Origin of the sequence: Sutcliffiella halmapala (genome assembly GCF_002019665.1) — a bacterium.
GTDB classification, from domain to species: Bacteria; Bacillota; Bacilli; order Bacillales; family Bacillaceae_I; genus Sutcliffiella_A; species Sutcliffiella_A halmapala.
In genome coordinates this window covers 1,983,544-1,996,253 of the sequence record NZ_KV917375.1, presented here as the reverse complement: position 1 = coordinate 1,996,253, position 12,710 = coordinate 1,983,544, and the positions used below count along the sequence as shown (strand labels likewise).

At 38.5% G+C, this 12,710-nt stretch carries 14 protein-coding genes; 1 reads left to right on the top strand and 13 read right to left on the bottom strand.

The genetic code is table 11. From position 1 onward, the window contains the following. Positions 1-75: 75 nt before the first annotated feature. From BK580_RS09700 to BK580_RS09685, 4 genes are all read right to left on the bottom strand, one after another. The gene (locus BK580_RS09700) at positions 76-564 is read right to left on the bottom strand and encodes a YpuI family protein (RefSeq protein WP_078380124.1); all 489 of its coding nucleotides are present in this window, start codon (positions 562-564) and stop codon (positions 76-78) included. A 104-nt stretch (positions 565-668) separates the two neighbouring features. Next, positions 669-1,097 carry a hypothetical protein gene (locus BK580_RS09695; protein WP_078380123.1) on the bottom strand — a complete coding sequence of 143 codons (429 nt, stop codon included), beginning with the start codon at positions 1,095-1,097 and terminating at the stop codon, positions 669-671. A 69-nt stretch (positions 1,098-1,166) separates the two neighbouring features. Continuing rightward, positions 1,167-1,745, bottom strand: coding sequence for an SMC-Scp complex subunit ScpB (scpB, locus tag BK580_RS09690; RefSeq protein WP_078380122.1), 579 nt, complete (start codon positions 1,743-1,745; stop codon positions 1,167-1,169). After that, complete coding sequence (locus BK580_RS09685) at positions 1,732-2,508, bottom strand: segregation/condensation protein A (protein ID WP_078380121.1); 777 nt, start codon at positions 2,506-2,508, stop codon at positions 1,732-1,734. The genes scpB and BK580_RS09685 overlap by 14 nt, the downstream gene beginning before the upstream one ends. A 129-nt stretch (positions 2,509-2,637) precedes the next feature. Between BK580_RS09685 and BK580_RS09680 the strand changes: the two genes are divergently transcribed. After that, a complete protein-coding gene (locus BK580_RS09680; protein WP_078380120.1) occupies positions 2,638-3,171 on the top strand; it encodes a DUF309 domain-containing protein in 534 nt (177 codons plus the stop codon). Between the two features lie 65 nt (positions 3,172-3,236). Here the strand turns inward: BK580_RS09680 and BK580_RS09675 are convergent, their stop codons facing one another. The 9 genes from BK580_RS09675 to BK580_RS09635 all read right to left on the bottom strand — a co-directional run bounded on the left by BK580_RS09675 (position 3,237) and on the right by BK580_RS09635 (position 12,707). Continuing rightward, the gene (locus BK580_RS09675) at positions 3,237-3,584 is read right to left on the bottom strand and encodes a GNAT family N-acetyltransferase (protein WP_078380119.1); all 348 of its coding nucleotides are present in this window, start codon (positions 3,582-3,584) and stop codon (positions 3,237-3,239) included. A 157-nt stretch (positions 3,585-3,741) separates the two neighbouring features. Next, positions 3,742-4,206 (bottom strand): 6,7-dimethyl-8-ribityllumazine synthase, encoded by a 465-nt coding sequence (gene ribH / locus BK580_RS09670; protein ID WP_078380118.1) that lies wholly within the window; start codon positions 4,204-4,206, stop codon positions 3,742-3,744. 233 nt (positions 4,207-4,439) lie between these two features. Next, complete coding sequence (locus BK580_RS09665; protein ID WP_078382720.1) at positions 4,440-5,633, bottom strand: bifunctional 3,4-dihydroxy-2-butanone-4-phosphate synthase/GTP cyclohydrolase II; 1,194 nt, start codon at positions 5,631-5,633, stop codon at positions 4,440-4,442. Between the two features lie 23 nt (positions 5,634-5,656). After that, on the bottom strand, positions 5,657-6,310 hold the full coding sequence (ribE, locus tag BK580_RS09660; RefSeq protein ID WP_078380117.1) for a riboflavin synthase: 654 nt from the start codon (positions 6,308-6,310) through the stop codon (positions 5,657-5,659). A gap of 12 nt (positions 6,311-6,322) precedes the next feature. Further along, on the bottom strand, positions 6,323-7,405 hold the full coding sequence (gene ribD, locus BK580_RS09655; RefSeq protein WP_078380116.1) for a bifunctional diaminohydroxyphosphoribosylaminopyrimidine deaminase/5-amino-6-(5-phosphoribosylamino)uracil reductase RibD: 1,083 nt from the start codon (positions 7,403-7,405) through the stop codon (positions 6,323-6,325). Positions 7,406-8,488: 1,083 nt separating this feature from the next. Continuing rightward, on the bottom strand, positions 8,489-8,929 hold the full coding sequence (locus tag BK580_RS09650; protein ID WP_078380115.1) for a peptidylprolyl isomerase: 441 nt from the start codon (positions 8,927-8,929) through the stop codon (positions 8,489-8,491). A 196-nt stretch (positions 8,930-9,125) separates the two neighbouring features. Beyond that, positions 9,126-10,451, bottom strand: coding sequence for a diaminopimelate decarboxylase (gene lysA, locus BK580_RS09645; RefSeq protein WP_078380114.1), 1,326 nt, complete (start codon positions 10,449-10,451; stop codon positions 9,126-9,128). 221 nt (positions 10,452-10,672) lie between these two features. Continuing rightward, positions 10,673-12,148, bottom strand: a complete 1,476-nt coding sequence (locus BK580_RS09640; RefSeq protein WP_078382719.1) for a spore germination protein — start codon at positions 12,146-12,148, stop codon at positions 10,673-10,675. Further along, positions 12,096-12,707: a stage V sporulation protein SpoVABEA gene (locus BK580_RS09635; protein WP_078380113.1), complete on the bottom strand. Its 612-nt coding sequence runs from the start codon at positions 12,705-12,707 to the stop codon at positions 12,096-12,098. Before BK580_RS09635 ends, BK580_RS09640 begins: the two co-directional genes overlap by 53 nt. Positions 12,708-12,710 lie beyond the last annotated feature (3 nt).

Sequence of the window (12,710 nt, the reverse complement as noted above, 5' to 3'; positions counted from 1 at the left end):
TTTACTAACTATCCAAACAAATGACTTACAAAAAAAATACACCCAGTCCACTAACGGATTAGGTGTATGATAATGTTAATTACTTTGAATCATTTTCGTGCGATAATCTGTTTCATAGTACTCAAGTTCTTCTCTTATTGTTTGAAAATCACTCTCTAATTGTCTAATAACCGCTTTTAACGTTTCTGGAGGAGTCTCATGGAATTGGATGGAATTCTTCCCAGTATAAGCAGAGCGGCTATCCTCATACCATGCATCATTTTTAGGAGCAAAAAACTCCTCTATGCATTGGTGATATATATTATATAAGACCTTTTCGGCTGCTGATTTGCGGAATGGTGCTCCCTTTAAAATAACTTGACAAGCATTATGACCTTCGTCACAAAACACAGTAAGTCGACGGGTGTTAGCAAGTAATAATTCCACATATGCTTTCGTGCCAGATGTCTCTGAAATTAAAGACGATAGTGTTACTTCATTTAAAAAATCATTTAATTGTTGTACCGTATTACCTAAAAAACTCTCTACTTGTTCTGTCTGAGTTTTTACAATCGTATTTGCCATTTGTAATGGACCCTCCATGTATAGGTTTAATAGTAAATTCTAGGAATGTAGCGACTTCTATAACGATACGTTTTTTATTCAATATCTATGACTAGCTTATTAACTTATGCGGATGGCTGTGCCAAAAAGTGTAAAGGAGAAGTTAGCGTATATTCCCCTTGATGAATCAGTCCATCAAAGATTTCTTTTAGTTTGGGTACGTTAACACCTTCAAAATAGCGAGCAAACTCTTCTTGGGTATTTATGTAAATACGTTTACGATGCCTGAAGCTTGGATTTTTTATTAAACACGTGATAGCTACTAAATCTTTAAAATTTATAACTTTCTCTCCAATTTGAAAGACCGGATCACTTTCTACTCCAACATGCAAAAATTCAGAAAAGGTTTCATCAAAATAGCGAATATAGAGCACATGAAAAGTTCTTTCTTCTCCGTTTTCCTCAAAAGTTACTTCTGAACGGTTAAAAAAATCTTCTGATGTATTCGGTTGTGCTTTTTCTAATTCATAGCCTTTTAATTCCGTAATTCGCATTTTTACACCCCTTACTAGTAGCAGATCTATTATGTACTACTATTTTACCATACTTTCGTCCAAACCGTTTTAATTTTCAAACGTTTCTTGAAACTTTTCAAAAAACAAATCAGCTTCTTCTTCACTATCTTCGACACTTACGGAGAGAGGTGGTAACTCTTTTATATCTTTTAAGCCAAAGTAATCGAGAAATTCCCTCGTTGTTCCATACAGAATGGCGCGTCCTGTTCCTTCTGCACGACCTACCTCTTTCACAAGCGCTTTAGCAGCAAGGGTTTGCAATGGACGTTCACTTTTCACCCCGCGAATGCTTTCTACTTCCGTTCTTGTAATGGGTTGCTTATAAGCCACAATTGCAAGTGTTTCTAACGCTGCTTGTGACAAAGATTGTGTGACTGGTGATTCAACTAGCTTTTTTAAATAGGTAGAATGCTCTTTTTTGGTGGTTAGCTGCCAGGTGCCAGCAAGCTCTATGATTGCTATTCCCCTATCTGGAGCTTGATAATCATCCTTTAATGAACTAATAACATCTAAGACAACACGTTCATCTATTTCTAAAACTGTCGTTAGCTGCTTTAAGGTCAAGCCCTCATCGCCCGCTGCAAATAGCAAGCTTTCTACAATGGATTTCCACTTAATAATATCCAACTTCTGTAGCTCCTCCTTCCTGATACGACACATATATATCTGAAAAATTATTCTCCTGCTCAAGTAGAATCGTATTCTTTTTTAATAGCTCAAGAATTGCTAAAAAAGTAACCACAATATATTCTTTACTCGACTCTGGAAAAAGATCAAAGAAATGCTTTCTTCCTTTAAAATTACGCAAATCCTCAATAAGCTCCTCCATTCTTTTTTCAATGGGGATTTCTTGTCTCGTTATTCTAGTTTGTAAAGGTTTTTGAAGTTTTTTACGACGCATCAACTTCTGAAGCGCACCTAACATATCGTAAAGAGATACATCTAGTTTTACTTCTTCTGGCTCTACATTTTTAACAAGCGCACTTAAATCACTAGGAGGTTTCGTGTATATATGACTTCTTTCTTCTTCCAGTTCTTTCAGATCATCTGCCGCTTCTTTATATTTTCGATATTCTATCAATCGATTCATTAATTCTTCGCGAGGATCTTCCTCAAACTCTCCAAATTCTTCATCTTCTATTACTATTTCTTCTTCATGCTTAGGTAAGAGCATTTTACTCTTAATCTCTAGTAAGGTCGCAGCCATCACAAGGTATTCACTCGCAACGTCTAATTGTAACTCTTTCATCGTATGTATATAAAATAAATATTGCTCTGTAATTTGAGCAACTGGGATATCATATATATCAATCTCTAGTCGATTTATTAAATGAAGCAAAAGGTCTAATGGACCTTCAAAAGCTTCTACTTTCACATTATATTCCTGCACGTTTCTTCATCCACCCAACTTAATCAGCAAACTTTACAATAGTATAGTATAGAGTATTTCAGCTTTATTTTATAGAGTTTTCATGATTATGATAAAATATAATTATGTTTTTTAAAAGGGGGAAATCCTTTGTATCCACAAGCTTATGTTGATTTTTTACATTATTTTCATTGTGATCGCGACTATTTTGAATGCCATGAAGTACTAGAAGAGCATTGGAAAGAACGCGAGGCTAATGAGCGAGAACTACATTGGGTTGGACTAATCCAAATAGCAGTTGGCTTATATCATCATCGCAGAGGTAACTTTAACGGTGCGCAAAAAATGCTAAAAAATGCTGTGAAAATAATCAACAAGGAAAGAACAGCAATAAATAAGCTCGGACTTGACAGCGAAAAAACAGTAGCATTACTTTCAGAACACATTCAGCAAGTGGAAAAAAAAGAGGACTATAAGAGCTTTAATTTACCTATTACGGATTCCGCTTTGCTAACTAGCTGTATGAAGCAAGCAAAAATCCAGAATAAGCATTGGGGCTCACCGAGTGATCTTTCCAACGACTCCTTAATCAATAGACATTCTACTCGCAACCGTGAAGATGTCATCAATGAAAGACTCGTACAATTAATGAAAAGACAGCAAAGTAAAGAAAAGGAAGGCTAACCTATTTGGTTGCCTTCCTTTCTTTACATAGAGTATATATTGTTAAATTGTGGCTTAGAGAAAAATCACTGTTCCTGATTACATTTCTCCATAAATCCAGTTGTATACTCAGTTGTCTTCACAGATTTAGTAGGATAGTATTCTTTTAATGCCTTCACCATATTCTTCCCACAACCTTGTTGACGGTGGGATGGACTCACACTAATATGCTGGAGCGTGACGCTGTCCGTCTCTTCTACCACACCGAGAATTCCTATGATGTCTTCTTGCTTCCATAGGAAAAGTTGCCAATTCTCATTTTCTTCGTAAGCTTTCATGGTTTGCTGTAGTTTTTTTAGCTCTTTCTCGGTTGGCATAAAAGACATAAGCCCCATGGCGATTTTTTCGAAGCTCTTTTTATAACGAATTAACATACATTACCCCTCATTATCGAAAAAACTTTCTTAATAAATGATATAAGTAGTATAGGCAACCAAATAAAAAAGGTTCCTGTTTTTTTACAATTAACTTACTCTTAAATATACATTCTATCCAATCGCTACTAGATTGTATACCTTTTTTGAATATATCTTAAAATTCGCGTAATAAATTAGCCATCTCAATTGCTGCTGCTGCAGCTTCCCAGCCTTTATTTCCAGCCTTCGTTCCTGCTCGTTCGATCGCTTGTTCGATTGTTTCTGTTGTTAATACACCAAAGATAATTGGAACGCCAGATGCCATGGAAGCTGCTGAAACTCCTTTTGCCGCTTCATTACAAACGTAATCAAAATGAGGTGTAGCTCCACGAATTACAGTCCCAAGGGTAATAACCGCATCGTATTTTCCTGAATCGGCTAATCTTTTCGCAACAAGTGGAATTTCAAACGCTCCTGGTACCCAGGCAACATCCACTTGGTCCTCTTCTACTCCATGTCTCTTTAACGCATCTTGTGCGCCACCTAACAGTTTACTCGTGATAAATTCATTAAATCTTCCTACTACTATTGCAAACTTAAGTCCTGATCCTACTAAATTACCTTCAAAAATTTTACCCATTTTCCTCTACCTCCAAAATTTTTAATTGTTTGTCTACCCTAAAAATATAAACTGGCTACTTTGAACCCCTGTAGATTTCCGTGCCAGGTGGCAGCGAAAGCGGGCGGTCCGGGAGCCTCCCGCAGGAGTCTCACACCTTGCACTACAATCTACAGGGGAGACGGGAATACTTAACGGTTTTACTATAGTTATCTAAGCATATCATCCGTTTTTTTCTTAACAGTGCTATTCGTTTAAAAATGCAACATATGTCCTAGTTTCGTTGATTTTGTTTTTAGATAGTGCTCATTGGCTTCTTTTGCTGGCATTTGTAAAGGAATTCGATCGACTACTGCTAATCCGTATCCTTTTAGACCAGCAATTTTACGTGGATTATTCGTCAAGAGATTCATTTTTGAGATACCGAGGTCACGGAGAATTTGCGCACCAATTCCATAATCTCGTAGATCCGCTCCAAAGCCTAATTTTTCATTAGCCTCGACTGTATCATAACCTTGTTCTTGTAGCTTGTATGCTCTCATTTTGTTTAATAGGCCAATTCCTCGCCCTTCTTGACGCATATAGAGAAGGACCCCATTTCCCGCCTTCTCGATTTGTGCCAGAGCTGCATGGAGCTGAGGGCCACAGTCACAACGATTAGAACCAAATACATCTCCCGTTAAACATTCCGAATGAACGCGAACTAATGTAGGAGTAGTTGGGTTGATTTCGCCTTTGACAAGAGCAACATGCTCTTTTCCATCTACAATATTAGAGTAGCCAATCGCACGAAAGTCACCAAATTCGGTTGGAAGCTTAATTTCCACTTCTCGTTGTACTAACTTATCTTTCCGGTTCCGATATTGTATTAAATCTTTTATCGTAATCATTTTCAAGTCAAACTTATCAGCAATCTGCCTTAACTCAGGAACTCTTGCCATCGAACCATCTTCGTTCATAATCTCACAGATAACTCCTGCAGGATATGAGCCACTCATTTGCGCTAAGTCAACTGCTGCTTCAGTATGTCCTGCTCTTCTCAAGACCCCACCTTTTTTTGCAACAAGTGGAAAAATGTGACCAGGTCTCTTAAAATCTCCACCTTTTGCAGCTGGAGTTAAAAGCTCTAGTATCGTGGTGGATCGTTCATAAGCAGAAATACCTGTAGTCGTTGATATATGATCAACACTAATCGTAAACGCCGTCCCATGGGAGTCTGTATTATGGTTTACCATTGGAACTAATTCTAATTTTTCCGCAAGCTCCTCGGTAACAGGTACACATATTAACCCCCTACCATGCGTCGCCATAAAGTTAATGACAGCTGGTGTTGCTTTTTCGGCTAATGAAACAAAATCCCCTTCATTTTCCCGATCCTCATCATCACAAACAATGATTACTTTCCCATTTTCCAAGTCTATTAACGCTTCCTCAATCGAATTAAACATTTTACTCATTCCAATCACCCACCTTATTTGTATCCATGTTCTTCTAAGAATGACGTGGATATGCTTGATTTACTTTTTGGAGTTGATTCCGTTCGCTTCAATAAATGATCCATGTATTTTGCCAACATATCCACTTCAATATTGACTTTATCTCCCTTTTCTTTACCACCGAGGATTGTTTCATTTAAGGTATGGGGAATCAATGATATCGTGAACGAATCCATCGTTACACCAAATATCGTTAGGCTTGTACCATCAACCGTTATTGAGCCCTTAAGCATAAGGAACTTGGCAAGCTGACTTTCTACCGAGATAGTGTAGTAAACAGCATTTGAAACTCTTCTCTTCTCCTTGATGAAGCCTGTTCCATCCACATGCCCACTAACAAAATGCCCACCAAATCTGCCATTCGCAAGCATTGCTCGTTCAAGATTAACCTTTGAACCTGCTGATAACTCACTTAGCGAAGTAGCGTGTACAGTTTCTGGCATCACATCTACCGTGAAATGATTTGCTGAAAAAGTAGTAACGGTTAAACAAACTCCATTGACTGCGATACTATCCCCAAGCTTAACATCCTCTAATACCTTCTTTGCTGCAATTTCTAAGATAATTGCCTGATCGCCACGAGTTAGTTGCTTAATTGTTCCGATTTCTTCAATAATTCCTGTGAACATGAAAATCTCTCCTTACCTTGGAACCGAGACTATCTTGATGTCTTGCCCCATTCTTGTACATTCTTTCACTTCAAGAAGCATACACTCATCCATTGTCGCAAAACCTTCTCCGCCAATCATTGTCGGCGCATGTCTTCCACCAATTAACTTTGGCGCGATGTACGTAATCACTTGATTAATAAAACCTTCTTTAAGAAAGCTCCCATTCACAGTAGCTCCTCCTTCGACAAATAAAGAGGTGATACCACGTTCTCCAAGTAAAGCTAGCAGAGAGTGTATTTCTATTTTCATGGTCGGAAGCGGAAGAATAGAGACTTGATCATTGTGAAAATCCTGTACTTTTTCCTCGTTCACATTAGAGGCGGTAATAATCCATGTTGGTGCCGCGGAATCCGTCACAACCTTCGCATTCAATGGAGTCCTTAGCGCTGTATCTAGGATAACTCTAATTGGATTCTTGCCACCGTTCGGCAATCTTGTAGTTAGACTCGGATTATCCGCTATGATTGTCTCCACTCCAACAAGGATTGCGTCATGCTGATGGCGATACCGATGGACATCAAGACGAGCTTCCTCCCCTGTAATCCATTTACTATTCTTTGTGACAGTCGCCGTTTTCCCATCTAAACTCGAAGCGGTTTTTAACGTTACATATGGTGTCTTCGTTTTTATATAGTGAAAAAATACTGCGTTTAACGCTAGCGCTTCTTCTTCACAAACACCAACCTCGACACTAATACCAGCCTCTTCTAGCTTTTTGATCCCTTTTCCGGCGACAAGAGGGTTGGGATCTACAGATGCAACGACTACTCGTTTAACCTTTGTTTGAATTAAAAGATCTGAACAAGGCGGTGTTTTACCGAAGTGGCTACAAGGCTCTAGCGTTACATAAACAGTCGCACCGATTGCCTTATCACCAGCCATTTGAAGCGCATTGACTTCAGCATGTGCTTCTCCTGCTTTTAAATGCGCACCAAACCCAACGATTTCACCCTCCTTCACCACAACTGAACCAACCACAGGATTAGGAGTGGTCTGTCCTATCGCTTTCCTTGCTAGATTAATGGCAAATTCCATAAAATAACGATCGTCCATGAACCCCACACTTTCTAATAGAAATATAAAAAACCTCTAAGAAACTTGCCCTAGAGGTTAAATGGATTAAAATTGCGTATAGGAAAATAAACAGTGCTCACCTAAGTGTTTTTTCACTGCTTTAGCAACTTAAATCCTTCTCCCATCCAGACTTTCACTGTCGGCCCTGGAATTACACCAGATCCACCAGTTTACAAGAAAAGCAGAAGCGGCTCGTTCAGCTCCGACAAGCATAAGACAGTTTCCTACAGAGGTTGTTCTTTTGACCTCTGTAGGAAACTGACTTATGACTCGAGGAGCTAGCCGCTGGAGCTAGACACAGAAAAGCAGAAGCGGCTTGTTTAGCTCCAACAATAACCAAAACTAAGTGGCTATACTTTTCACAAATAAACTGGGTCACGGACTAAGAAGCAATCATGCTTCATCACCGCCGGTAGGGAATTGCACCCACCCCCGAAGGACATAAATATATAATTTTATGTTCTACATTATCTTAGCATATCTTTCAAAGAAGTAAAATTTTAAAATCTATTACTTACTCCATTTAGACGATAAAAAACCAATAAATAATACCCCAAACAAGTGACATAACGAGTAAAACACCTGCTAGAATCCAATTTGATTTATTCATTTTAAACCCTACTTTCTACAAATAACAACGTCTAAGCTTTTTATTCCCCCTAGACAAGTATAAAGAGTTTTCTATAGAGTGCTCATAAGCACCCTTAGAAAAACCCTTATGAATTAGGAGGCTATACGCTGAAGTTGAATCTAACTATCCTTTCTTTATTGCCGTTACGCTTATTTTATTCTATAGACTACCCTGAAAATAAGGGTGGCACATTAAACACCCTGTAGATTTCCGTGCCAGGTGTTCGCTTTCCGCGGGGAGCTCCACTTTTTCATCATCTAAGTTTAAGTTTTTTATATGGGTGCTTCCCGTGAAAAGAAGGTGACCCCTTTGAACCGAGGTGGAAGCCAGTAGCCGGGGGATTTTTCGCATGATACGGAATGAACAGTAAAATTGAACAGAGCCATTCTATAAAAAAGAGAGAGCATTTCTGCTCCCACCTTTTAAACTTACTATTGGGCGTCCACTATTTCAACTTTCTCCATAGTGTCGCCATTTTTCATGCTTCTAGCTGTTTCAAGACCAGAAGTTACTTTACCGAATACAGTGTGCACACCATTTAAATGTGGTTGTGGCTCATGTACGATGAAGAATTGGCTAGAACCAGTGTCTCTCCCAGCGTGCGCCATGGAAAGGCTACCAGCTTCATGCTTATGTGGGTTGCCTTCAGTTTCACATTTGATTGTTGTTCCACTACCACCAGCACCTGTACCAGTTGGGTCGCCACCTTGACTTACAAAGCCAGGAATAACACGGTGGAAAGTAACACCATTGTAGAATCCTTCGTTTGCTAACTTCTCGAAATTAGCAACAGTGTTTGGTGCTTCATTTGGATATAATTCGAATTCGATTTTCTCACCGTTTTGCATTAGTATGTATCCTTGTTTTTTCATGGGAAAACATCTCCTTTATGAGTAACTTAATCAGTCTTTATCATACATGATTCTATGTCCAAAGGAAAGCAAGAGCCTATGAAAATGTTATTTTGTTAACTCAGGGGTTTCTTCTGTATTCGTCAAATCCTAAAACCAGAAAAAGCCTACCCCACTAACGATCGGAATAGGCTTCATCCTAAATGAATTACTTTAGTTACTTTAGTATTTTCGATTTTGACTGAAACGGTAAATCTAATCGCACCAAATCTTCAAATGTTTCTCTTTTTATAACTAGCTGCGTTTCTCCATCTTCTACAAATACGACAGCTGGTCTTGTGATCCGGTTATAATTATTTGCCATCGAGTAGCCATATGCACCTGTACAGAAAACTGCTAAATAATCTTCATGGTTTGCTTTAGGTAAAGGAAGATCCCAAATAAGCATATCGCCGGATTCGCAACACTTGCCTGCAATCGAAACCGTTTCGTCTGCAGGGTCATTTACCCGATTTGCTAACACTGCCTCATATTTTGCTTGATAGAGGGCTGGACGAATATTATCACTCATCCCACCGTCAATCGCTAGGTACTTGCGAATATTAGGAATTTCTTTCTTTGAACCAACGGAGTAAATAGTAGTTCCGGCATCACCAACTAAAGAGCGGCCTGGCTCAATCCAAATTTCTGGCATCTGTAAGTTCATCTCTTTTACATAAGTTTGCACATCTTTAATTATCTCTTCCACATATACAGATACTGGAATCGGATCATCTTCTTTAGTATAGCGAATTCCAAACCCACCACCCAGATTTACTACTCTAGCTTCAAACTCTACTTCAGCTTTCCAATTCTTTAAAGTTTCAAATAATTTTTCTGCTGCTAATTTGAAACCCGTTGTTTCAAAAATTTGTGAACCAATATGGCAGTGAATACCTAATAAATCTAGATGAGAAGCTTTAATTGCAAGCTTCATCGCATCTCCTGCTTGCCCGCTCTGTAAATCAAAACCAAACTTAGAATCCTCTTGCCCAGTTAAAATATAATCGTGGGTATGCGCTTCAATACCTGGTGTTACTCGTAAAAGTATCGGCATTATGTAATCATGTTTTTGGCAAATTTCTTGTAATAGCTCTAATTCATAGAAGTTATCTACTACGACACAGCCAATCTTTTGCTGAACAGCCATTTCTAACTCTTCATAGCTTTTGTTATTGCCATGGAAATGAATCCGATCAACAGGGAAGTCTGCTACAAGTGCAGTAAATAATTCGCCTCCTGAAACAACATCAAGCGATAATCCTTCTTCTTTAGCTAATTGAAACATTGCAATAGACGAGAATGCCTTACTCGCATAAGCAACTTGCGCTTTAATTCCTAGATTTTTAAACGTCTTTTGGAAATTACGCGCTCGTTCTCGAATAAGTGCTACATCATAAATATATAACGGTGTTCCATACTGATTGGCTAATTCAATCGTATCTACTCCACCAATTTCTAAATGTCCCTTTTCATTTACTTGACTTGTTCCATGAAAATACATGCGCTATTTCTCCTCTTAATGTAGTCTTTTAGGTTACTCATGTTGTACATTATTCTTTTATTCAGAAAGGGGAAGGGTACTTGCCCATTTTAAGACTTAGTAAGAAAAAACAGCTAAACAGAACTCATTTAGCTGTTAGCAAACCCTTTACCTCTTTATTTGATTAAATAAACTCTATCACATCTATTTTCCCCTATCAAGCGAATATTCTTACTACTTTTTTATTGTGGTTGTCTAAAGCGATTTTTTGGATGTACGATACTCGGTCTCACTTTCGCTCCTGGAGTACTACGTCTAATTAAGATCATAAATAACGCTTTTGCGTTAAATGGAATAAACGGCCATAAATATGGAGTATTTAACGAGCGGATCCCCGCTAGAAAAATAACGAATAAAGTACCGCCAATTATTAATCCTGGTGCTTTAAAAAGCGCTACTAGGGCTAATAGAATCAGTCGAACAATTTTATTTGCAACACTTAATTCATAGCTTGGTGTGGTAAAAGATCCAATTGCCGCAACCGCTACATATAAAATAACTTCTGGAACAAATAACCCCACATCAATCGCGATTTGTCCAATTAATACTGCAGCAATTAAACCCATCGCAGTAGAGAGAGCTGTTGGAGTATGAATCGCCGCAAGCCTTAAAAATTCAACCCCAATATCTGCGAGGAAAATCTGAATAACGATCGGAATATTCGACTGTTCATTCGGACCAACAAAACTTATCGCTTCAGGTAACATGCTTGGTTCAATTACCATTAAAAACCACATTGGCAATAAAAATAAGGAAGCAAAGATCCCTACAAAACGAACCCACCGAACAAATGTCCCGACTGCTGGTGATTGGCGATACTCCTCCACATGTTGTACATGATGAAAGAAAGTTGTAGGTGTGATAATAACACTCGGAGAAGTGTCGACCATGATAATAACATGTCCTTCTAGCAGATGAGTTGCCGCTATATCAGGTCTTTCTGTAAACCGTACAAGCGGAAATGGATTGAAGCCTTGTTTCACCAGAAACTCTTCCACTGTTTTATCAGCCATCGTGATTCCGTCTATCTTAATATTTTGGATTTCTTTTCGAATGATATCCACTAAATCAGGGTCTGCAACATCTTTTATGTAGGAAAGGCATATGTCTGTTTTAGAGCGTTCACCTACCTGAAAAATCTCATTACGCAAACGCTCATCTCTTATCCTTCTTCTCGTTAGTGCTGTATTTACAATGATATTCTCTACATATCCATCACGTGCTCCTCGCACTACTTTCTCGGTGTCAGGCTCCTCTGGATTTCTCCCAGGATAAGATCTCGTATCAACGACAAACCCGGTGTCTTCTCCTTCAATAAGAATGGCGATTAGTCCACTTAAAACCTGATCTACAACTTCATCCAAATACTTAATTGTCTCCACTTGCTGGTGGACAAGACGATTATGGATAATTTCTTTGGTTTTATATGTTTTCCGCTCCACATCATTGATATGAACAAGCTCTTCCATTAACTCGATAATATAGCTCGTGTCACATAGGCCATTCACATAATAAATATTTAATTCTTTTCCAAGAACCGTAATCTTTCTTATTCCTAAATCAAAACTGTCATTCAATCCTACTTTATCTTTAAAAAAATCCTCGTTATTCGTCAGCTTCGGTGAAATCGGTATTTTTTCCATTCCATTGTGAGACATCATACCCATTCCTCTCTAAAATGATTTCTACTGCTTTACAAGTTACGGGAGCTCCTCGCTTCACATCATCTTTCCTGGCCATTTTGCCAATATCACCAATTCCTACAATAACGGGAACATCAATGGTATCTAAACAATACACGGTGTCTCCATTTATTCTTCCAATATCCATTTCTTGAATCCCACTTTTATCTACTCCAAAGGATGAAACTTGTAAATCACGATCAACGGTAACATTTACTTTCGCCCATTCGGATTGATGTGTTTTAGAAGCAACCGCAATGACACCAAGAACCTCTATCTGCGGATGAGAGGCTACATACTTCAATGCTATTTCCCCTGCTCCTTCGCCCAAATAACCACTGTCATCAAACATCACAAAAACAGGCTCTGATTTGGCTTTTAAGATTAATTGAACCATTTCTTCGCCGCTCAATAATGTCGGATTTCCAAAGGAACTCGAAATACATCTCCCCCCGTACTTCTTCGCAACTAATTGAATGTTTTTCTTCGCGTACACATCTCCATCTGTGACTAAAATGACCCGTTTTTTTATCATGTG

What these genes read in the sequence shown, in the direction of transcription:
- BK580_RS09700 (WP_078380124.1), bottom strand. Translation starts at nt 564, where the DNA reads ATGGCAAATACGATTGTAAAAACTCAGACAGAACAAGTAGAGAGTTTT.
- BK580_RS09695 (WP_078380123.1), bottom strand. Translation starts at nt 1,097, where the DNA reads ATGCGAATTACGGAATTAAAAGGCTATGAATTAGAAAAAGCACAACCG.
- BK580_RS09675 (WP_078380119.1), bottom strand. Translation starts at nt 3,584, where the DNA reads ATGTTAATTCGTTATAAAAAGAGCTTCGAAAAAATCGCCATGGGGCTT.
- ribH (WP_078380118.1), bottom strand. Translation starts at nt 4,206, where the DNA reads ATGGGTAAAATTTTTGAAGGTAATTTAGTAGGATCAGGACTTAAGTTT.
- BK580_RS09665 (WP_078382720.1), bottom strand. Translation starts at nt 5,633, where the DNA reads ATGTTTAATTCGATTGAGGAAGCGTTAATAGACTTGGAAAATGGGAAA.
- ribE (WP_078380117.1), bottom strand. Translation starts at nt 6,310, where the DNA reads ATGTTCACAGGAATTATTGAAGAAATCGGAACAATTAAGCAACTAACT.
- ribD (WP_078380116.1), bottom strand. Translation starts at nt 7,405, where the DNA reads ATGGACGATCGTTATTTTATGGAATTTGCCATTAATCTAGCAAGGAAA.
- BK580_RS09650 (WP_078380115.1), bottom strand. Translation starts at nt 8,929, where the DNA reads ATGAAAAAACAAGGATACATACTAATGCAAAACGGTGAGAAAATCGAA.
- lysA (WP_078380114.1), bottom strand. Translation starts at nt 10,451, where the DNA reads ATGTATTTTCATGGAACAAGTCAAGTAAATGAAAAGGGACATTTAGAA.
- BK580_RS09640 (WP_078382719.1), bottom strand. Translation starts at nt 12,148, where the DNA reads ATGTCTCACAATGGAATGGAAAAAATACCGATTTCACCGAAGCTGACG.
- BK580_RS09635 (WP_078380113.1), bottom strand. Translation starts at nt 12,707, where the DNA reads ATGATAAAAAAACGGGTCATTTTAGTCACAGATGGAGATGTGTACGCG.